The sequence below is a fragment of the Acinetobacter sp. AOR43_HL genome (assembly GCF_027854635.1).
In the GTDB taxonomy this organism is placed as follows: domain Bacteria; phylum Pseudomonadota; class Gammaproteobacteria; order Pseudomonadales; family Moraxellaceae; genus Acinetobacter; species Acinetobacter pittii.
Genome location: NZ_JAKTHX010000029.1, coordinates 612,553 through 635,006 on the forward strand (window position 1 = coordinate 612,553; position 22,454 = coordinate 635,006).

18 protein-coding genes are annotated in these 22,454 nt (G+C 38.3%); 9 read left to right on the forward strand and 9 right to left on the reverse strand.

From position 1 onward, the window contains the following. The first annotated feature begins 1 nt into the window (after position 1). Both MKL33_RS14795 and MKL33_RS14800 read left to right on the forward strand, forming a co-directional pair. The gene (locus MKL33_RS14795; protein ID WP_075382975.1) at positions 2 to 1,819 is read left to right on the forward strand and encodes a dipeptide ABC transporter ATP-binding protein; all 1,818 of its coding nucleotides are present in this window, start codon (positions 2 to 4) and stop codon (positions 1,817 to 1,819) included. 27 nt (positions 1,820 to 1,846) lie between these two features. Beyond that, a complete protein-coding gene (locus tag MKL33_RS14800; protein WP_270907257.1) occupies positions 1,847 to 3,115 on the forward strand; it encodes an acyl-CoA dehydrogenase family protein in 1,269 nt (422 codons plus the stop codon). Between the two features lie 337 nt (positions 3,116 to 3,452). Here the strand turns inward: MKL33_RS14800 and MKL33_RS14805 are convergent, their stop codons facing one another. After that, positions 3,453 to 4,505, reverse strand: coding sequence for an ABC transporter substrate-binding protein (locus MKL33_RS14805; protein WP_270907258.1), 1,053 nt, complete (start codon positions 4,503 to 4,505; stop codon positions 3,453 to 3,455). 282 nt (positions 4,506 to 4,787) lie between these two features. On the opposite strand from MKL33_RS14805, the gene MKL33_RS14810 reads away from it, so the two are divergent. The 4 genes from MKL33_RS14810 (at position 4,788) to MKL33_RS14830 (ending at position 12,387) form a co-directional block, all read left to right on the forward strand. Beyond that, positions 4,788 to 6,599: an ABC transporter ATP-binding protein gene (locus MKL33_RS14810; RefSeq protein WP_270907259.1), complete on the forward strand. Its 1,812-nt coding sequence runs from the start codon at positions 4,788 to 4,790 to the stop codon at positions 6,597 to 6,599. Next, complete coding sequence (locus tag MKL33_RS14815; protein WP_270907260.1) at positions 6,596 to 8,428, forward strand: ABC transporter ATP-binding protein; 1,833 nt, start codon at positions 6,596 to 6,598, stop codon at positions 8,426 to 8,428. The genes MKL33_RS14810 and MKL33_RS14815 overlap by 4 nt, the downstream gene beginning before the upstream one ends. 166 nt (positions 8,429 to 8,594) lie before the next feature. Next, on the forward strand, positions 8,595 to 11,087 hold the full coding sequence (locus tag MKL33_RS14825; RefSeq protein WP_270907262.1) for a TonB-dependent receptor plug domain-containing protein: 2,493 nt from the start codon (positions 8,595 to 8,597) through the stop codon (positions 11,085 to 11,087). Between the two features lie 37 nt (positions 11,088 to 11,124). Further along, the gene (locus MKL33_RS14830; protein ID WP_431732261.1) at positions 11,125 to 12,387 is read left to right on the forward strand and encodes a lipase family protein; all 1,263 of its coding nucleotides are present in this window, start codon (positions 11,125 to 11,127) and stop codon (positions 12,385 to 12,387) included. Between the two features lie 93 nt (positions 12,388 to 12,480). On the opposite strand, the gene MKL33_RS14835 is transcribed toward MKL33_RS14830, so the two are convergent. After that, positions 12,481 to 13,569 (reverse strand): LLM class flavin-dependent oxidoreductase, encoded by a 1,089-nt coding sequence (locus MKL33_RS14835; RefSeq protein WP_270907263.1) that lies wholly within the window; start codon positions 13,567 to 13,569, stop codon positions 12,481 to 12,483. 316 nt (positions 13,570 to 13,885) lie between these two features. On the opposite strand from MKL33_RS14835, the gene MKL33_RS14840 reads away from it, so the two are divergent. Then, positions 13,886 to 14,962 carry a sigma-54 interaction domain-containing protein gene (locus MKL33_RS14840; protein WP_000846949.1) on the forward strand — a complete coding sequence of 359 codons (1,077 nt, stop codon included), beginning with the start codon at positions 13,886 to 13,888 and terminating at the stop codon, positions 14,960 to 14,962. A 29-nt stretch (positions 14,963 to 14,991) separates the two neighbouring features. On the opposite strand, the gene tatC is transcribed toward MKL33_RS14840, so the two are convergent. From tatC to MKL33_RS14875, 7 genes are all read right to left on the reverse strand, one after another. Beyond that, positions 14,992 to 15,738: a twin-arginine translocase subunit TatC gene (tatC, locus tag MKL33_RS14845; RefSeq protein WP_019459176.1), complete on the reverse strand. Its 747-nt coding sequence runs from the start codon at positions 15,736 to 15,738 to the stop codon at positions 14,992 to 14,994. Further along, positions 15,735 to 16,151, reverse strand: coding sequence for a Sec-independent protein translocase protein TatB (tatB, locus tag MKL33_RS14850; protein ID WP_151823345.1), 417 nt, complete (start codon positions 16,149 to 16,151; stop codon positions 15,735 to 15,737). Before tatB ends, tatC begins: the two co-directional genes overlap by 4 nt. 13 nt (positions 16,152 to 16,164) lie before the next feature. Beyond that, on the reverse strand, positions 16,165 to 16,380 hold the full coding sequence (locus tag MKL33_RS14855; protein ID WP_005040670.1) for a Sec-independent protein translocase subunit TatA: 216 nt from the start codon (positions 16,378 to 16,380) through the stop codon (positions 16,165 to 16,167). A gap of 96 nt (positions 16,381 to 16,476) precedes the next feature. Further along, complete coding sequence (locus MKL33_RS14860; protein WP_270907264.1) at positions 16,477 to 17,247, reverse strand: ABC transporter ATP-binding protein; 771 nt, start codon at positions 17,245 to 17,247, stop codon at positions 16,477 to 16,479. Positions 17,248 to 17,266: 19 nt separating this feature from the next. Beyond that, positions 17,267 to 18,055: an ABC transporter permease gene (locus tag MKL33_RS14865; protein WP_270907265.1), complete on the reverse strand. Its 789-nt coding sequence runs from the start codon at positions 18,053 to 18,055 to the stop codon at positions 17,267 to 17,269. After that, entirely contained in the window at positions 18,055 to 18,894 is an 840-nt protein-coding gene (locus MKL33_RS14870; protein WP_270907266.1) for an ABC transporter permease, read from the reverse strand. The genes MKL33_RS14865 and MKL33_RS14870 overlap by 1 nt, the downstream gene beginning before the upstream one ends. 3 nt (positions 18,895 to 18,897) lie before the next feature. Then, positions 18,898 to 19,971, reverse strand: coding sequence for an ABC transporter substrate-binding protein (locus MKL33_RS14875; RefSeq protein ID WP_270907292.1), 1,074 nt, complete (start codon positions 19,969 to 19,971; stop codon positions 18,898 to 18,900). Between the two features lie 314 nt (positions 19,972 to 20,285). On the opposite strand from MKL33_RS14875, the gene MKL33_RS14880 reads away from it, so the two are divergent. Next, positions 20,286 to 21,419: an LLM class flavin-dependent oxidoreductase gene (locus MKL33_RS14880; RefSeq protein WP_270907267.1), complete on the forward strand. Its 1,134-nt coding sequence runs from the start codon at positions 20,286 to 20,288 to the stop codon at positions 21,417 to 21,419. A gap of 190 nt (positions 21,420 to 21,609) precedes the next feature. Next, the gene (locus MKL33_RS14885) at positions 21,610 to 22,437 is read left to right on the forward strand and encodes an energy transducer TonB (protein ID WP_270907268.1); all 828 of its coding nucleotides are present in this window, start codon (positions 21,610 to 21,612) and stop codon (positions 22,435 to 22,437) included. Positions 22,438 to 22,454: the final 17 nt, after the last annotated feature.

Here is a 22,454-nt window from a genome sequence, read left to right on the forward strand (position 1 = left end):
CATGGCAAATACATTTAAAAATACAGTATTGACCGTAACAGACTTAACCGTGGCATTGGTAAACACTGGCAATCATATCGTTTCTAATATTTCATTTAGCTTGCGAGAAGGTGAAGTTCTAGGGCTGGTCGGAGAGAGTGGTTCTGGTAAAACGACATTATCGAGTGCCTTATTGGGCTATGCACGACATGGTGCCAAGATTATTCAAGGCACAATTGAACTGGATGATGAAGATATTCTCAGTTTAGATGATCATGCTTTACGTCAGGTTCGTGGCTATAAAATTAGTCATGTCGCTCAAGATCCTGGAACGGCACTCAACCCAGCATTAAGTATTGGTCAACATTTATTTGAATTATTAGAAGTCCATCAGGCCCAGTTATCGAACGCTGAAAAACACCAAAAAGTAGCCAAAATATTAGATGAAGTGGGGTTACCTCATGATGAGCTATTTCTCAAGCGTTATCCCCATCAACTTTCAGGTGGACAACAACAACGAATTTTATTGGCATTGGCATTCTTGCTACAGCCACGTTTGATTGTTTTAGATGAGCCAACCACCGCCTTAGATGTGACGACGCAGACCTTGGTATTGAACATCATTCGTAAATTATGCCGTGAATATAATGTTGCTGCTATTTATGTATCGCATGACTTAACGGTTGTAAAAGACATTGCAGATCGGGTGATTGTTTTATATTCAGGGCGAATTGCTGAAGATGCGGTATTAACCCAACTATTTGAAACTCCTAAACACCCTTATACACAAGGTTTACTTAACGCCATTCCCGATGTGGCCATTCGTAAATATTTATCTCCAATTGAAGGGCACGCACCATCACCAAATGAGCGTCCAGCGGGATGTGCTTTTGCAGTACGTTGTACTTTCGCCACCGACATATGCCGTCAAAAACAACCTGAATTAACTCAATTAAAAGATGAGTTTGATCCGCATTTTGTTGCTTGTCACCATTTGGATCATGTTGGTGTGATTAATTTTAAAGAGATTGAACATCAGGTTATTGAACGAGAAACTGATCGAGAAGCACTGCTAAAAGTTGAACATATTAATGCATGGTATGGGCAGCAACAGGCTCTTTTTGATATCTCATTTCAACTCAAAAAAGGCGAATGTTTAGCATTAGTTGGTGAATCGGGTTCAGGTAAGACGACTTTATCACGTGTTATTGCAGGCCTGAATGAAAATGCAGATGGACAAATTACCTTAGCCCATGAAGTCTTGTCATTGCGTGGGCAACAGCGTCATTTACGGCAGCGACATAAACTGCAATATATCTTTCAAAATCCTTATAAAGCCTTGAATCCAGCGCATACGATTGGACAGACCTTAATTAAAGTTGTGCAGCATTTCTTTGGAGCATCTCGACAAGAAGCCATAGAAAAAGTCACACAGGTACTTAAACAAGTCTCTCTACCTATACAAGTTCAGGAACTCTATCCAAGAGATTTATCGGGTGGGGAGCGACAACGAGTGGCGATCGCGCGAGCTTTATTGTGCCAACCTGATGTTTTGATTTGTGATGAGATTACCTCTGCTTTGGATGTTTCAGTTCAGGCATCTATTTTAAAACTGTTACAAGACCTTCAGCAGCAAGGTGTGACCTTACTATTTGTGACTCATAACCTAGGGGTTGTTCGTGCAATCGCAGATCGAGTCGCCGTATTAAAAAATGGACATATTGTTGAATACGGTGAAACAGATCAAGTGCTTAGTCATCCTCAACATATATATACCAAAACTTTGCTTACCCATGCGCCAAGCTTGTTTAAAAACAACGTATTAGAAGTTAGCGCATAAAAAAGAACAGATTTTTCGGAGTTAAAAATGAACGATATTAACCAACACAGTTTTTTAGAATTAGGTAGCGTAAGACATATTCAAAGCGAGCAAGAAGCACTTGAGATTGCAAATGAGGTGGCAGATCAACTGAATCAATTTGCTCGAGATCCAAGTTATAACAAGACTGTCCCTTATGATCAGGCGCGTTTAATTTCAGAAGCTGGTTTAACCGCGATTATTGTGCCCAAGCAATTTGGAGGCTTAGGTGCCAGTATTTCAACCTTGGTCAATGTGGTGAAAATTATTTCATCTGCCGATGGTGGTGTAGGGCAGTTATTACAGATTCACTTCACTATGTTCCGAGGAATTTTAACTGGCTATGACGATGAAATTCGTGATCAATTACTTGCCGATGTATTAAGTGGAAAGCGTTTAGGCAATGCACTTGCAGAAGTGGGAGGCAAAGATAAGTTCCAGCATAAAACACGCGTAGAAAGGAATGCAGAAGGACAATTAATTCTAAACGGCAGTAAGTTTTATTCTACGGGCTCTTTACTTGCAGAATGGATTTCTTTATTTGCGGGTAGTGATGATGGACCAGTCTCGATTTTAATTCATCGAGATACAGAGGGAGTAGAGTTGCTTGATGACTGGGATGCAATGGGACAAAATAATAGCGTCAGTGGCACTGTTAATTTTAAAGATGTGATTGTTGATGAACGTTATATTGCTAAGCGGAATACTGGTGGTTTAGGCACGGTTTTACGTACGGGACTCACTTGGCCTCAGATTTTACACGCTGCAATGGACACAGGAATTGCCAAAGGGGCATTACAAGGCGGGATTGATTATTTACAACATCATGCTCGACCTTGGGTAGAAAGTGGGGTCGATTCACCTACACATGAATCTCATATTATTAAACAAATTGGTGAGTTTTCTGTTTTGGTCCGTTCGGCTGAGGCATTGTTAGATCGTTCAGCACAAATTTTTGAACAGCATTTGGCAAATGTAGAAGATGAAGAATTACAAACTGAACTGATTTTATCGGTTGCTGCCACCCGTAGTCAGTCTGATCATGCATCTTTAAAAATTTCGAGTGAAATTTTTGGATTACTCGGGGCAAGTTCAACCTTATCGAAATGGAATCTAGACCGCTTCTGGCGAAATGCACGAACTCACACCACGCATGATCCGATTCGCTGGAGGCTATATCATGTTGGAAATTATTATTTAAATAATATTCCACCAGGAGAATACAACTCAGTGCTTCTGAAGAAGCAGGCGGAAAATGTGACTAAATTTAGTAAATAACCCGAGTTCGAAAGTAAATATGATACTCGGAACGTCATCTGCAACCTGCATGGTTTAAACAAGAGACTGTTTCTACGAGAGGTTTTAATAAATCCAAGAAAAGAACAGGTTTTGCAGATGACAATGCTTTTGGTTACTTTGGGCGAAACCAAAGTAACTCCAGCTGAAAGCTAATCCTAAAATTGGATAAAAACTCGATAAGACTCCGTTAAAATAATTGTTATTAAAGAGATTAACATTACCGATGCTAACTACTACGATAGTTTACGGTTACTTGAATTTGTATGCTAAAAATAAAAAAGGTTGTCATCAAGACAACCTTTTTGCTTTTGTACTGTTAAGCCACTTGAGCTTGAATAGAAATATCCTGCGCCAGCCATTCACGAACATTAATTTCTGCAGGAATAAAGTTCCAGCGATAGAGAAAGTCACTCAAGTCTTGTAAAGCAATAATAGAGATTTCATCAAAGTTAGTGTTCAGTTTCAGATGTGCATCTGCACCGTAAGCAGCATGAACCCATTGCTCACTACTATTACATTCTTTTGCCAAATAACGATGGGTTTCATCGGCATGGGCATGTGCCCATTGTTCTGCTTGTAAAACAGCATCGACAATTGATTGGGCTTGCTCTGGATATTGTGTTAGAAAATCTTCATCGACAGTCAGCGTTCTTGGTGTTCCATTATTAGAGCGTAGAATAGGGTCTGGATGTGAGCCAATATCAATAATGGTATGCAGGGCAAAATCATGAGCAATTTGCGCAGCGTGTGCACCTTTTAGAAAAATAGCATCAACATCACCTTTAATTAATGCCACGATCTCTGCACTTGCATTAATTTTGTTGCGATTACCATAAAAACTAGAATCATTTTCTTCAGGTTGTTGTTGCTGTGCGGCTAGAATATCTGCTCGTAAACAATCTACCAACTCAAGATCGCTTACCGTCAAATTCACTGTTTTTAAAGCATTTTCTAAACCACGAATTGCCTGTGCACGCGAGAAATCAATAATTGCATCTTGATTCAGTGGAATACCAAAACGTTTGCCTTTTAAGTCTGCAACAGTTTTGATGTTTGAATCGTAGCGCGTTAACAATAGTTGAACTTCATCCGCCCAAGATAAGCCAATTACTTTCGTTTTTTGACCAGATGAATATGCCCAGATAGCTGGAATACTACCGCCGTGTCGAACTGAGTTGGCAAGGGTGTGGTTAAAATGAGAGTTACGAATATCTTTGGAGTTTGATTCTCGAATTGATTTTATTTCAATCTGCTGCTCATTAAACTTTGCTTTAAGCCAACCTTTTTGAATTGAAATGCCTAGACCAGTTGGTACAGGGCAGCGTGTATACCAAAGTGTGTTTAATGGTTGAGTTTGAAGTGTTGTCATCGTGACATCCTTTTGTGGTTTTCATGCTTTAAAGCAAAATTGATGCCATTCATTAATTTGTTGATATTTATTAATTATTTTTAATATCTTTTTTGTGATGTTGATATATCAAATTTTGTTGCGATTACAACACAAGAATTGCGCTGGTGTTTTAAAAACAACACCCCCATACATAGCACCATATAAAACCAATATAAAACAATGGTTTAAAATATTTTTTAAGACCATTAATTTGGCATGAATCTCGCAATAAAACGGAATCTTCAATTTTTACTATCTTTTATGTTTAAAAATTATCCATTACTACGAAGTTTGGCTTTATATCGTTTTATGCCATTTCGTTTCTTATTGACGGCAACCTTATTTGTTATTGCGAATATAGGGTTAGCCCTTCAACAGTATTCAATCGGACATGCGATTGATACCTTAAAACATAGTGAACGAGAAACCTTATTTCAGCATGCTATCACTGATCCTTTAAATCCTTGGTTTTGGTTCATTCTACTTACGAGTATTGCCAGTATTAGAGCTGTTATTCAGTATTTGGCAGGGTTAAGTGCTTTAACCATTGGCCAGCAACTGCTAAGTATTTTAAGAGAAAGAATCTTTAGTCAAGTACAGCATTTAGATGTTTCATGGCACTGGAAACATGGGCTAGGAGAAGTATTATCTCGTACAACACGTGATTCAGATAAATTAAAAGAAGCACTCATCAATTTTTGGCGACAAGTGTTTGAGTCAAGCTTGGTTGTTACCGTAACTGTTGGACTCTTGTGTTGGTATCATCCTTGGCTCGGCCTAGTTCCTTTATTATTTATTTTTTTAGGGCTTTGGGTTCTATTTAAACTGACCAATCAATTGGTGGTTCTGGACCATCAAGTTGCATTTGCATATGAAAAAGTCAGCGATACCTTGGCAGAGAGCGTGAATGGAATTCGGGTAGTTAAAGCTTTTCAACTCGAAGAGAAACTTTTACAACGTTTTAACCATGCTGTAGATCTATTTATTCATCATTCTATTCAGACCATCAAGACAAGTGCGAAAAGGTTGCCTATTCCACAAGTGATTATTGCAGGTTCATATTTATGGGTCATTGCTTTTGGTGCTTATTTAATTGGTCAAAATCAGTTACAAGTAGGGCAATTTGTTGCTGCCATTCTCATGGCAAATTTATTGGTGTTTCGTATTGAAAGCATTGGTCAGGTCTTACATATTTTTGCTGATGCGCGTTCGTCTGCAACAAGAATCTGGCAAATGCTAGATGAGAAGTCCGCAATTAAAGATCAACGATGTCCTCTGCCTTTGCAATGGCGTGATGAGTTAAATATTAGATTAGAAAATGTAAGCTTTCAGGATGAAACAACGCAAAAGCATATTTTAAAACACTGCCATGTTGAATTTCGAGCAGGTGAAATCGTCACTGTTGTTGGTAAGACTGGCTCAGGTAAAACGACATTGATGAATTTACTAAATCGGTTTATTGACCCAACAGAAGGGCAAGTTTTGATTGGTTCCGAGCAAACGGGCTGGACGAATATTAAAGATTTAAGCCTATTTGAATTACGTCATTTGGTTCAGATCATTCCTCAGGAATATTTCTTTTTTAGCGGCACATTGGCAGACAACTTAAGAATTGCTAAGCAAGATGCAACTGAGCAAGAGATGAGGGATGCTTTACATTTAGCGTCTGCATCAGAACTATTACAACGACTTGATCATGGTTTAGACACGTTGATTGGGGACAAGGGTGTTACCTTGTCTGGAGGACAAAAACAACGACTTGCCTTAGCTCGTTCTATTTTAAAAAATTCGCCAATTTTAGCGCTAGATGATTCTACCAGTGCCTTAGATGCGACTACAGAAAAACAAGTTTTACAGCGTCTATCAGCGCTGTCTGATAATGGAAACCATTTTAAGAAAACAATCATTATTAACTCTAATAAACAAACCACGATTGCTTTATCTGATCGCGTTATTGTGCTTGATCAGGGTCATATTATTGCCCAAGGCACACATGCTGAATTGGTTCAAGATTGTTTGTTTTATCGAGAGTTGATGGGTTTTCAGTTAGAGCAGCAGGAGATTGATGCATGAATACCGATGTTAAAAATTTCCGCCCATTTGCAAAATCAGCTGATCTACAAATTGAAGAAAATTTGGCAAATACTTCAATTCATAGAGGCATGCTAAAAAAACTTATTCCTTTAGTTTATCCCATCCGTTACTTGCTGCTTGCTTTAATTGCAGTAGAAATTTTACAAGTGATGAGCGTTTTTGTTCGGCCTTGGGTGGTGAAATATATTTTAGATTCGGGCTTTCAACACATTGCTGGAAAAATGGTATTGAATCAGCCTGTTTTATTCATTGCGATTAGCATTTTAACCTTAAGTTGGATTTGTCGTTTTGCTTTAGCGGGCGTATCAAAATATCTTTCAGGCCGAGCAGCTTTGAAAGTAATTAATGGTTTAAGGCGGTCGTTATTTCAGCATATCCAAAGTTTAAATATTGGTTATTTTGATCGTACCAAGGCTGGCAGGATTATTTCACGGGCTGATCGTGATGTCGAAACACTAGAGCCTGTTTTAATACAAGGACCACCAGAGCTACTTTCGGCAATTTTGCGTTGTGGATTAGCTTCAGTACTGCTTTGGCATATCTATCCACCATTTTTCTGGTGCTTATTTGCGACGCTACCCATTTTATTTGGTATGACCGCTATTTTTAAAAAGTCATCACAAAAACATTGGGGACGAGTTGCGGAGGAACGCAGTCGATTTACTGCTCATTTGGTTGAAACAGTAAATGGAGCAAAAATCATTCAGCAGTTAAATTACACCGAAACCAATCAATCTCGTTATCAAGAATTATTAAAAGACTTTAATAATTCTATTATTTATGGAAGCAAGCGAACCAGTTGGTTTGCTCCCTTTACAGGTTTACTTTCAACTCTAGCTACTGCCGGATTCATTGTGATTGGTAGTTATGCTTTTAGTGATGGCATGATTAGTATAGGGCAGTTTGCAGAGAGTATTTTCTATGTGTTTTTATTCTTAGCACCCTTACAGGAACTGACCGATTTATTTGAACGTTATGCAAATGGAGCCGCGTGTGCGCAACGAATATTTTTACTTTTAGACACTCAATCTACGATTCAAGAACAACCGAATGCTGTGAAGCTTGAACACTTGAATGGTCATATTCAATTTCAGTCTGTAGATTTTGCCTATACTCACAAACCTGTTTTACAAAACTTTAATTTAGACATTGAAGCTGGAAAAATAATTGCGATTGTAGGTCCAACAGGACATGGCAAAAGCACCATGGTTCAGTTGCTAACGCGATTTTATGAACCCCAGCAAGGTGGAATTTTTCTAGACCGTTATCCAATACAGAGTATTCATCTTGCAAGTTTAAGACAGCATGTGAGTATTGTTTTACAAGATAATGTTTTATTTAGTGGAACAATTCTAGATAACTTACGTCTAGTTCAACCTGATGCTTCAGATCAGAAACTTATCCAAGTTATTGAAGACTTAGGAGCGGATGAGATATTGCAACAACTGCCGCAAGGCTATTTCACCGAAGTTGGGGCGCTTGGTAAAAATCTTAGTCATGGACAAAGGCAACTTGTTTGCTTAGTTCGCGCTTATTTAGCAAACCCCAAAATATTAATTCTGGATGAAGCTACCTCTGCAATCGATATTTATACCGAGCAAAAAATACAATATGCGCTCAGACGCTTATGCCAAAATAGAACATGTATTGTCATTGCACATCGGCTGAGTACCATTCGTGAAGCCGATAAAATTGTTGTGATTGAAAATGGCCATGTCGTAGAAGAGGGTTCGCATGAGCAGTTAATACAGCAGCAGTCAGCTTACTTTCAGTTATATCAGTCATATTTTCAAAACCAACTTGTTTAAGCGATTTGCAGATTTCACAACTGTAGTTTTATAAACATTTTTTTGAATCATTGTTTAAATTTAAACAATGATTCTTTTATTTGTGCTTCTTAATGTATTGATAATAAATAATAAAATAGTTGGCATCGGCTTTGCTATAACGGTCTAGATCGTTAAGGAAGCCAATATGCGTACATATTTTTCTCAATTCATTCTTCACTCCTCAATTTTTGCACTGAGTACACTCACGGCCTCAATTACTTTGGCAAATGATCAAAAGAATTTGTCAGAGAAAGAGTATGTCATCACATTACAATCTGTGGTTGTTACAGGGTCTAGACGGGCAATTAGTAATTCTCTCGATACACCTGCACCAGTTGATATTTTAACTGCCAAAGAGTTACAAGAGACTGGTGCAACTGATCTTGCAGCAGCATTAACAAGGTTGTCTCCCTCGGTGACTTTACCAAGTTCTCCAGCAGGTGGGTTTGGGGCATCGGTTCCGCCAAGTGTTGCACTTAGAGGATTATCTGCTGATCAAACTCTAATTTTAATTAATGGAAAACGTCGTCATACATCAGCTTATTTCACCCGCCAAGCGTATGCAGGTGGAAGAGGCGCGGCGGTAACGGACCTAAGTTTAATTCCAGTGAGCGCGATTGAGCGTATAGAAATCTTGCGAGATGGTGCTGCCGCACAATATGGGTCAGATGCAATTGCCGGTGTCGTTAATATTATTTTGAAATCACGAGATCATGGAGGTGGTGTAAACTATCAAACAGGTGGCTACACTCAAGGAGATGGTGAACAACATAAAGTGAATTTTTTGAAAGGTTTTGCGCTCCCTAATGATGGTGCATTGACGGTTGCATTAGATTTAGGCAAACGTGAAGCTGCAAGTAACACAGCACCTGATACACGAACTTTTTATGATGGTTCAACCAAGGCTCAATATACAGAACAAAATACACCCTATAGAACTTGGAAATTTGGCTCCCCTGAACAAAAAGATCAAATCAATGTGACTGCCAATCTAGATTTGCCTTTGACAGATGACGTTGCACTTTATGGTTTTAGTAGCTATGGCCATCGTAAAACAATAGGGGAAAACTTTTATGAGCCCCCAACAACCAAAACATTACTGAATCAATCCAGCTATTTTAAAGAACGTTATCCAGATGGACGCTCGCCATTGAGCTTAGTCACTGTAGATGATTTTGCAACGACAGTTGGAGTTAAAAAAGGAGAGCAAAAGTCAGGTAAATATGATCTTTATGCGACCTATGGACAAAATAAAGTCAGCACAGAACAAGGCAATGGCATTAATCCAAGTTACGGGCCAAATTCTCCTTCAAACTATGACTTGGGTGAAAATATTTTTTCACAATTAAATACAGGGCTAGATTATAGCCGTGATATTGCAATTGACTGGTTAGCAAGCCCACTCACGTTATCTACAGGGGTTTTATATCGTTGGGAGCAATATAAGCAAAATGCAGGTGATCCAATTGCCTACACCCGCGGTCCATATTTCAATCCAAGCACAACTTTAGGCGTTGGTGTTCCGGGAATATATGCAGGAATTACAGATCAGGATCAACGAAAAATCAGCCGTGATGTTTACGGTGTCTATCTAGATTTAGAAGCAGATATTATTAAAGACTTGAATGTGGGTGCCGCTGTTCGAAGTGAAAAATATTCAGACTTTGGTTCGACCACAAACGGAAAATTATTTGCTAAATATGATGTATCACCTAAATTTACGGTACGTGGTTCAGTCAATACAGGCTATAGAGCGCCGTCATTGGCACAGCAGGGCTATTCGGCTTATAGCGTACAAACAGTGCAGACCCCTTCAGGTTGGCAAGACGTTCAACAAAGAACTTTAGTTGCAGGAAGTGAGGCGGCTTTACTCATTGGCGGAACTTCTCTTAAACCTGAGAAATCGACGAATTATTCTTTAGGTTTTGTTTGGAAGCCGCTTGTTAATACATCGGCAACTTTGGACCTTTATCAAATCGATATTAAAAATCGTATTTTGCTTTCAGACAATATTACTGGAAGTGTAATTACCAATGCTTTTGCCAATACACCGTATTCGAATATTGCCAATGTGGCGTTCTTTAATAATTTATTAGATACACGTACTCAAGGCTTAGAGCTCGCGCTTAAACATGATTTAAACCTTGAACAATATGGCAAGTTAAATCTGAACCTGGGGCTGGCATATAACAAAAATGAAATTACCGAAACTCGAGATTCTATCACCGCAAAAGGTGAGCGAATTCCTGTTTCAAGCATTGCGGGACGAAATACACAAAGCCTGATTGAGTCTGCTGCACCGAAAACAAAGCTAACGCTTGGCGCACTTTGGTCAAATCAAGCATGGAGCGTGAATACGGCTGTCCGTCGCTACGATAAATGGACCACTTTAAATAATACCAATACTGCACTAGACCAAACTTTTGACCCTCAATGGATTGCAGATTTGGATATTGGCTACAAAGCGGATGCATTCGTGAAAGGCCTGAAATTCAATTTAGGGGCGATCAACTTATTTAATAGCCATCCTGATCAAGCCAAAGATTCCTCGGTCGGCAATATTGTCAAATATAGTTTTAATGCGCCTGAAGGAGCATTTGGAACGTATTTATATGGCCGCGTAAGTTACGAATTTTAAATCAAAAATGATGAGACAGTTTTTAAGGTAAATAACAATGCAACATACTTTTTTATCAACTTTATGCAAGTTTTCTTTAATCACAACGATTTTAACTTCTAGTTGTTTGGTGACTGCTCAACAAGCTCCAGCGCCTGAAGATAAATATGGAGATGGACGAGTTTCCGAGTTTTACACATGGAAATCGGCTATTCCAGAACAGGCTGGAAAATTATTAAAAACAGAAGCGATTCATAATCCTTATATTCGTTTCGCAAATGACAGTCAGGCTATTCGGATTCTCTACAGTTCTACGAGTGGTAAAGATAGCAAAACACCTATTGTGGTTTCAGGAAGTATTCACTTACCGAAAGGAACTCCACCGAAAGAAGGTTGGCCAGTGGTGCTATGGGCACATGGTACTGTAGGCTTGGCCGATGCTTGTGCGCCGTCTTGGAGTGGACGATCATACCGAGATGTACAATATTTAAATCGTTGGCTTAAAGAAGGATTTGCTGTCGTTGCCACAGATTATGAAGGGTTAGGTGTTGCAGGACCGCACTTGTTAATTAATAACCCAATGCTGGCTTATAGTATTTTAGATAGTGGTAGAGCTGCTTTAAAAACCAAGTTGCCACTCGCTAATAAGTTTGTGATTGTTGGCCAATCACAAGGAGGCGCTGGGGCTGTTGCGGCTTCTTCCTATTCGGCAACGTACGCACCTGACTTAAATATTAAAGGTTCAATTGGTACAGGCGTGATTTATCAAGATCCTGAAGCGACGCCTGAAAAAAATCAGTTAAAGTTAAACCCTTACGAAGTCAGCCCATCACTCGCTTATGGCATCTATAGTTTTTTAGTGACACAAAGTTTATATCCAGAAATTAAAACAGAAGATATTTTCACTCCTGAAGCTGCTCCTTTAGTTGAACAAGCAAGAAATACCTGCTTAACAAGTTTTATGGGCGATATTCAGACCGCAGGGCTTTCGCCAGCACAAGCATATAAACCTAATCCGCCGGCAAGTTATAAAAAGCTGCAAGAGAAACAGTCAAATGATTATGGTTATTACCCTACATTAAAAATTAGTCATCCATTATTTATTGGGACAGGAGCAAATGACCGAACTCCAGATGCTCGTTCTCAAATGAAGCTAGTGGCAGATGCTTGTAAAGCAGGTACAGTGGTCGAAGGTCATTTGTATCATGGCTTAGGACATAGCGAAACTGTTAATGCTTCCTTAAAAGATTCAATTCCGTTTGCTAAAAAGGCGATTGCGGGAGAGAAAATTCAGGCTATTTGTAAACCTGACTTGCAATAAAAGATGGACTAAAGATTTTCTCACTGAAAAAATCTTTATTAAAAAAAGCCGCTCTTCAAAGATATTGAATGAGCGGCTTTTTGCTTTAAATGTTTAAGCGATTTGTTTTAATCTTTTGGCTGCCTCTTCACGTACAGCGGGGATAATATAACGACCATAATCGACCGTATCATAGATCGGATCGTAGCCCCGATTTAAAAAAGTCGTAACCCCTAAATCTACATAATCAAGTAACGAGGCAATAATGGTGTCTGGTGTACCAACAAGGGCAGTCGTATCGCCATAAGCTCCTACAGCAGTTGCGGTTGGCATCCATAATGCGCGGTCATGTCGATCACCTTGCTGGGCTGCTGCTAATAAGCGCTGTGAACCGATGCCTTTGATTTTATGTCCTGATAATGTGCCGTTATTTTGAAAAGTCGGATTATTTTGGATGTCTGCAAGAATCCGTTCTGCTCGTTGCCAAGCAAGTTCTTCGGTTGCACCAATAATAAGACGTACAGATAAGCTAACAGGAGGCTGCGGTTTATTGGCTTTTTCTGCTGCGAGCTTCAACTTGGTAATTTGCTCTTTTACTCCTGCCAGTGGCTCACCCCATAGTGAATAGAGATCTGCATGGCGAACTGCAATATCATAAGCAATGTCTGATGAGCCACCGAATGAAATCGGGATTGTAACGTTGACTGGCTTTAACGGGCAAAAAGCATTATCTAACTTAAAATATTTACCTTCATAGCTAATCGGTTGATCGCTTTTCCAAAGTTTCTGGATGATATCTAGATATTCACCCGTCCGTTCATAGCGCTGAACTTTATCAACAATATAATCGCCTTCTTGAGGCTCCGCTGTAATTCCCGTAATTGCATGTAAACGAATTCTTCCTCCACCTGTAGTATGGTCAAGCGTAGCAAAAGAACGTGCAGCTAGATTTGGAGTGAGGAGTGCAGGACGATGGGCAATCATAAATCCAAGACGTTCTGTATGTTGGGCAAGGTATGCCGCGATTTGTGCACTGTCTGGACTAGTTGGTCCGCTAGCAATTAAGACTTTATCAAAACCAGCATATTCATGTGCCCGTGCGTGGTAACGTAGATATTCGAGGTCAATTTTATGGCCAATTCGCGTTCCTTTGGTTTCAGACCATTGGTTAGGGAAAACCATACCTACAAATTCGATGCTCATTATTAAACCTATTTTATGGATTTTAAATGAATGAGCAAAATAAATGCCAAGCTTTATACCTATATAAATCAAATATAGAAATGGATTATAATTTTTTAGAGTGTTTGGATTTAATCAAAAAATAAACATTGTGTTTGAGAAGCAACATATCATAAAAAAAGAATTGTGTTTATTTTTAATTTATAAGAGAAAATATTTTTAGAATAAAATAGGTGAATTTTGGATTAAATATATTTATTTGTTATTTATTAAAAAACGCACTGAAATGTAATATAGCCTTTTAGAATGCTTATATCATAAGTTTTATGGGGTAATTATGAAGACCTTTTTAGATAATGATTATAAAGTAATTACTTTGCCTGATAATGGTGTACCTGTAAAACCAATAAGAGCAAAAGCAATTATTTTTTCAGATCAGAACTCCCGTAAATTATTAAATCAAGTTGAAACGATTGCTCCAAGTTCTGCTAGTGTCATCATTCAAGGAGAATCTGGGACAGGTAAAGAGTTAATTGCACGCGAAATTCATTTGAAAAGTGATCGTAAAAATAAGCCTTTTCTTGCTGTCAATTGTGGTGCTTTGGTCGAGACTCTTGCCGAATCTGAACTGTTTGGCTATGAAGCTGGAGCTTTTACGGGTGCAAACAAAACTCGAGCTGGTATTTTTGAAACAGCCGATGGTGGAACTTTATTTTTAGATGAAGTAGGTGAGTTGCCTCTATCCTTACAAGTTAAGCTATTAAGGGTGTTGCAAGAAAAAGAAGTCGTACGTGTGGGTGGTCGAAAACCAATCCCAATTAATGTCCGTATTTTGTCGGGGACACACGTCGATCTACGCAAAGCTGTAGCAGAAAATAAGTTTCGTCTAGATTTATATTATCGCTTGAACGTGGTTGTGCTTAATATTTTGCCACTGCGTGAACGTAAAGGAGATATTTTACCTCTGGTTGATTTCTTCTTAAGTTCATACTCTCAGAAGCTGATTACTACTAAGCCAAATATCAGTGATAGAGCAAGAAATGCACTGCTGAACTATAGCTGGCCCGGCAACATTCGTGAGCTAGAAAACAATATTCATTATGCTTTGCTCGTAAGTGGCGGTAAAACGATTGATCTTGAGCATTTAAGATTTTCTGAGGAAACTGGGTCCGCCGTGTTACCAGACAATGATCTTATTCAAGAGTTTGAAAGTATTTTGAAGCGTTTGTTTCAAGAATATGATGGGGAAGCATGGCATATTATTGAAGATAAAATAGTAAATACTGCATTTTCAAGTTGCTGGAATAATCAGGTCAAGACAGCAAAAATGTTAGGCCTATCACGTAATGTTTTACGTAATCTTCTATCAAGATATAACTTACTACCTAATAAGAATGAAAATGAAATTGCTTGAGGGTTTTACATAGAAAAAACATCCATTTTTTAATGGATGTTTTTTTGCGTTGTGAATTTTGTGACCCATAAACCCAATTCAAATAACAACCACATTGGGACTGCAAGAGCAAGCATGCTAAAAACATCAGGAGGGGTAATAAACATTGCAATAAAAAAGAAGAATACAATGATGTGTTTACGATGTGCTTCTAGCTGTTGAATAGAAATAAGACCAATAAAAATAAGAATATAAGTTAAAACTGGAATTTGAAATGCCAGACCAAAAGCAAGAAAAAGTTTTAAACAAAAATCTAAATAGCTATTGATATCCGTCATGGGTAACACATTATCAGGCGATGCCAAGACAAAAAACTTTAAAGCGAGAGGCAAAATTAAAGTGTAGGCAAACACAATTCCTAAATAAAATAGTAGGTTACTCGAAAGCACAAGTGCTATACCGAACCTTTTTTCTTTTTGATAAAGAGCTGGAGCAACAAATTGCCAAAATTGATAAAGAATAAAGGGAATACTTAATAAAATCGCAAAATAAATATTAAGTTTAAATGGCGCTAAAAATGTACTCATCACATCTGTTGCAATCATGGTGGAATTGCTAGGAAGTAATGAAATTAAAGGATGAGCAAGAAAATGGTAGTTCTTCTGAGCAAGCGGAAGTAATAATAAAAAAATCGCTAAAACAATACTAATGCTATAGATCAGCCGTTTTCTTAATTCTTTTAAATGTTCGCTATATTTCATTTCAGTGAGGCTTTCACTGACAATATGTTCCGTCATGCGGCTTGATCCTCACTGAATTTATTGGCTGTTTTAAAATGAGTTAAAAATGGTGTCTTTAACCCATCTTGTGAGCGGGTATAGATGTAGTCATTGATGCGACGTGCTTTGGTTTTTTGTTCCGTAAAAACAGATGTTTGTACATTTTCAATTTCTTGTTGCATAAGAACAAGTTGTTGTTTGAGCTGCTCTTCATTTTGTTTTATTTTTTGCAGCTCTTCTTGCATGACTCTCTTAAGTTCGATCAGGTCAAGTTCGTTTTCAATATCATTTTGAATTTTACTAATTTGGTTTTTAACTGCTCTGTATTTAAGGAGGACTGATCTTAACGTGTGAGGAAGCTTTTCAGGTCCTAAAATAATAAGCGCAATAATTGCAAAAGCTAATAACTCTCCAAAGCTGATATTAAACATAATAATAAATCACTCATATTTTATTTTGTTTTTCATTATGTGATTCAACTGGGCTAATATCCTTGTACTGTTGGTTTTGCAATAACTTCTGATCATCAGAATTAACTGAATCTTTAAAATCTTTAATTGCACCACCTAAGTCTTTACCTAAATTTTTTAACTTTGAAGTTCCAAATAATAAAATAACAATCACTGCAAACAGTAAAATATGCCAAATAGATAAACCCATTTTCTCTATCCTATATTAATTAAATGTAAATAGTATTAATATCACGATATTATCTGTTTTCTAAATCATATTAATATCGATCAATATTCAAATTAATTATGCTGAGTGATCTAGCATATTAAGTGCCTGATTGCGGAAACCAAATAAAAGTTCACTTTCTTTATGTCGAGGATGTGTCAGGGGAACATGAATAATTTCTTTAATTTTTCCTGGTCGGGCTGACATCACAATGACACGGTCTCCAAGATAGACAGCTTCTTCAATATCATGAGTGACTAAAATCATGGTGATTTTTTCATGTTGCCAAATACGTTGAAGTTCAGCTTGTAAATGACTTCGTGTTATGGCATCTAAAGCACCAAAAGGTTCATCCAGAAGTAGAATATCGGGTTTATTGACGAGTCCGCGTGCAATTGCAACACGTTGTGCCATGCCACCCGAAAGCTCATGTGGATAAGCCTTTTCAAAACCTTTCAGTCCGACAATTTCTATATGTTCATTTACCCGTAAATTTCTCTCTTCACGAGTGAGTGGGGTCTCTTCAAGTGCTAAATGAATATTTTCAAAAACAGTAAGCCATGGAAGTAATCGGTGCTCTTGAAAGATAAGACCGCATTTTAAATCTGTGCCTTTTATCTGAGTTTGATTCAGTAGGATTTCACCGTCATAGTCTTGATCTAATCCAGCAATAAGACGTAATAATGTTGATTTTCCACAGCCACTACTCCCAACAATCGAGATAAATTCACCTTGCTCAATGTTGAGATTAATCCCATCTAAAACGGTCAAAGTATTTTGATCACGTTGAAAAGATTTATTGAGTTTTTTAATAGAAAGTAGTGAGAACGACATATAAATTCCTAACAATATTTTTTAAAAAGACAAATTAGGTACGCCATTGCAGCAGGCGTTTTGAAATAAGATGAATACTTGCCGTCATAAAGGCCCCACAAAGGGTAACTGTTATGGCGCAAACCAACAGAATATCCATTTCAGCGTTAATCTCGGCTTTCATCATTAAGTTGCCGAGTCCTGCACCCGCATTGAATAGCAATTCACTTGCTGTAGTGGTGATCCAAGTAAAGGGTACGGCTAAATTTAGACCAGTTAAAATATGGGGTAAGGCTTGGGGAAGGCGTATTTTTTTAAATTTGTGCCAGAATGAAAATTGATAAATACGTGCGATTTCCTCGTATTTTGTATCATTGTGGCTGAGGCCCTGAAACGTATTGATTACTAATGGAAAAAACGAGGCAAGCGCGATAATAAAGATTTTTGCTTCTTCTCCATTACCAAACCATAAGGCAATTAAAGGTGTTAAACCCAGTAACGGTACTTGTCGAATACTGTTAAATAGTGGAGAAACGAGAGCATTTAAGACCTTAGAATAGGCAAGCAAAGTACCTAAAATTAAGCCGCTTATTGAACCTAATATGAAACCTATTCCAGCTTTTTTAAGGCTTCCCCACGTGTTTAGCCACAATTCACCTGTTTCAAGCAATTTAATAAATGCGAAATAAATGTTTTGTAAAGGAACAAATGCATAAGCATGACTGGCACCTAAACTTGAGTTGTATTGCCATAAGCCTAATAACAATAATGGCAGTACCAAGCCTTGTACTAAAATAATTGGCCGTTGCCATGCCTGTTTTAAAGTAAATGAACGCTGAGACATTATTTATCCCTCGAACTGAGTGCAGGTGAGATAAAGCGGTGTTCTACTAAACGTAAAACTTTATCCAAACCAAACCCGACCACGCCTGTGATAAACACACCAACCATCACAACATCTAAGCGCAACATTTGACGTCCTAGTTCCATCATTTGCCCAATACCCGTTCCAGCTGCCAGTAGTTCAACGGCAACTAAAATCAACCATGCACGACCAAGTGCAATTCGTAGCCCACCAATTAACGGCGGGAGTATGGATGGAAGAACAATAAGCCTGAGCCAAGCACGTGTTTTAAGCTGGTAGATTTGTCCTAGTTCAATATATTTTTTTGGAATATTTTTGACTGCATCGGCCGTTGCTAACGCTATTGGAAAAAAACAGGCCTTTATAATCAGTAAAATTTTAAATAATTCACCAATCCCAAAAACTAAAATAAAAATAGGAATAAGGACAAAGATTGGAATTTGATAAAAAACGTTGAATAAAATATAGGTGTAATTACGGAACGTTGTGTTTGCTCCATAGGCAATACCAAAAGCAATTGCACTGATTGCCGCGATAGAAAATCCCAAAAACAGACGAGAAAGACTATCTTTGAGATGCATTTGAAGTTCACCACTTTGTAACAACGCAATGAAGGTATTCCAGACAGTTTTAGGTGGCACCAAAATTTGAGTAGGGAAAACTTGTAAAGAACTAATCAACTGCCAAATGAGTAATACTAATAAGGGTGAAATTACAGAGAGCAGCCCGTACACTTTTTTAGAAGAGAACTTGTTCCGAAGTGGGGTTTTAAATAAATCATTATTTTGCTCAATAAGTGGCTTTACTAGTATTTTCATGGTCTAGTTTCCCTGCTTATTGGAGGCATGATTTGCCTGTAAATTTTGAATCGCTTGGCGTGTAAATTGCGGATTCAACAGTTCATCTGCTTTGATTGGTGTTTGAATAAGCTGATTTTTCACAGCGTGATCAATAACTTTTGAATAATGCTGTTTCAGAAAATCGACTTGATAGTTAGGTGACCAGTCTTGTTGCCATGTGCTTGCTGTATTCTGGCTTTCACGTTGAATCACGCTAAGCGGTTGACCAAACTTAGTTTGGCTTTGCTGGAACTCATCTTGATGGTGTGCAATCCAATCCATTGCACGTACTGTCGCATCGGCGAGTAATTGTGTCGTATCTGGATGTTGCTCAATATAACTTTTGCTGCCCCAGAGTTCGGCACGCATTTTCCAGTCTGCTGGCAAAGATTGTGATGACCAAATAATTTTACCCAAATGGCGATCTTGCAAAGTAAGTGCATCACTTAAGGTAAAAAAGGCATCTACACTTTTGGCAGATAAAGCAGCGGCCCCAGCTTGCGGGTTTAAATTCACAATTTGAAAGTCTTTTAAGCTTAGCCCTTTACTTTGTATGAGTTGTCCAAAGTTAATTTCCCACGGACGTCCTCGATGTAAGGCAATTTTTTTACCTTTTAATTCCTCAATAGATTTAATAGGTGAATTTTCTGGAACAATAAGGTAGACGTTATTACCCACACCTCCGGGTACAACAATTTGCGTTTTAACGCCAGTTGCATTAAGGACTACAGCAGGAAGGTTTCCATAAAAAGCAAAATCGATTTTATTATTTAGAAAACTTTCATTAACCAGAGTTGCTACAGCAGCAGTCGTCACTGGTTCCCATTTTAATTCAATGTGATTTTGCTTTAATGCTTTTAGAAAAATTTGATCTTGTGAAATCAGTTGTGGCACACCAATAAAGTCCAAACTACCCGAAGTGCCATTGGCAACGACTGCAATTCGGAGTTGTTGCTGTTCAGACTGTTTTGGCGTGGACTCTTCGGTTTTTTGTGCGCCACAAGCAACAAGACCCAAAAAACTGAAACCTAAAAGTAGACGTGGAAAAATACGCATATCATCATAAGAATTAAAAAATATATGGGTATAGAGCAAGAACCAAGCCAATAAAATTATCCTAAATAAATCAATTAATTATAATTTTTTAAAACTATTATTGAGGTTAAATACCGTAGTTATGTTGTGATTGGGACACTTGTTATTGTTTAAGTGTTGGAATATCAACACAGCATTTAAACTCTTTTTTTTAATATTTATATAAAACAGCACTATAGCTGAAAATTAATTTAAAAAAATATCGGCATGATTCCTGCTCATAAGACCTTTAACGAATTAAATATCGTCAAATCTTTAAATTATCGAGATTCATTATGTCAGTTGAGTTTTTATGGAGAATCCCTGTTCATGGGGATGGTCGTCGAGCACATCAATTACACACACGCGGTGAATGGAATCAATTAACTCCAGCAGTTCAATCTCCACAACGTGTTGTACCGCAACATGAAGATCAGTTATTTGCTTACTATGACTATGTCCAGCAAGTGGCGAAAGCAGCCGATATTGTTGGTTTTCATGGCGCACTCATTCCTGCTTTTCCACATACTGAAGAGCCATGGGTGTTAGCATCTGCGCTGGCAAGAGAGACAAAAAGGCTTCGCTTGCTCATCGCAATTCAGCCTTGGTTTATTCATCCAGCCTATGCAAGCCAAATGGCTGCCAGTTTGCAGCGTTTAAGTCAGGGACGAGTAGAGTGGAATGTAATTTCAGGCGGTGGTGGCGCACAGCAACGCGCGTATGGGGACTTCATTGAACATGATCAACGCTATGCACGGACCAACGAATTTTTAGAATTTGTGAAAGGTTATTCGCATCATGCACCTTTCAATTACGATGGAAAGTTTTTCCATGTTGAACAAGGTGGCCTAAAATACCCAATGAACCAATATGAGGTTCCACGCTTATGGTTAGCAGGTGCAAGCGATGCAGCTTTACAAGTCGCAGGACGTCATGCAGATATCCATTTAACTTGGGGCGAACCTGTAGACCAACAGAAGAAAGTAATCGAACAGGCTCAAAACTTCTTTGAGCAGAATTCGCCAGAACGCAAAGTTAAATTTGGCATGCGTATTGATATTTTAGCGCGACCAACCCAAGAACAGGCCTTCCAAGAGCTTAAACAAATGTATGAAACCATTGCTGTCGATAGCAATGCCTTTGAACACAAAGACACTGAATCGGTAGGAGCAAAGCGCCAGCAAGCCTTAGCACAGGGCAACCGTTTTGAAGACCTATTTGTGAGTCCAAATGTATGGGCGGGAATGTCAAATGTACGAGGTGGCCCAAACTGTATTTTAGTCGGGAGCTATGAGCAAGTCGCAGAACGTTTGCAAGAGTATATTGATATTGGGGTTGGACATTTTATTTTAGCCAGTAACCCGCATTTAGAAGAAGCATATCGAGTAGCTGAAGAAGTCTTACCCTTAGTAGGATATAAATTAAAATAATAAACTAAGATCCCTTTGAGAAATCAAAGGGGTCTTGTTGTTTGAACAGCATAAGACTGTCTGAAAACCAACATCTTTTGTATCAATCATTTGAAAAACATAAATTAAATTAATAAAAAATAATAACTTATAGATTTGGCATGGCTTGTGCAATTTACGACTTAATCTTTTATTTTTAGTTTAAATTTTTATGCGTGATCAAATCTTTAATCCCCATAAACGGGCTTTGCTCTTTGAGCAATTTGCGACAGTTGCAGCCACAACTGAAATTGCAGATCCGTTTGCACGGCATGATCAAGATGTTATTCAACCTGCTCCTGTGAAGTTGAATAAAGTCTTAATCGCAATTATTGCGGTTGCTTCAGCACATCTTGGAATTTGGTATGTCGCAAAACAATTGCCGACACCAGCTTTAGATATTCATAAACCTGAACCTGTGGTGATTGAAATCGTAAAACTGGTTGAACCACCTAAAGTGATTGAACCCAAAATTCCACCGATTACTGAAAAACCAAAAGTTCCACCTGTGGTGGAAAAACCCAAGCCAATTCCTAAACAAGTTGAACAGCCAAAACCAGTCCAAAAAAGTGTGGAACAACCTAAGCCAGTTGCAAAAGCGGTGGCTGAACCAACTCCACAAAAAGTTGCAGAACCTGTGGTCACAAAAGAAGTAGTCGCAGAACCGGTTAAAAAAGTGGCTGAGCCTGTAAAAGCGTCAGATGACAATTTACCTGTGACTGAAGCCAAAGGTTATGCCGGATATCTCAGTAACCCTGCACCTGAATATCCTGAACAAGCTTTAGAACGTGGTTGGGAAGGCTCAGTCATTTTACGGGTCAAAGTATTAGCAAATGGCAGTCCTGATACGGTCAGTGTCAAGCAAAGTAGTGGCAAAAAACTTCTAGACAGTGCTGCCGTAAGAACAGTAAAGCAATGGAAATTTTCACCTGCGCTAAAAGGGAAAACCCCTGTAGAAGGCTGGGTCGATGTTCCAATTCATTATCAATTACCGAAATAAAATTTAAATTAAGAGGA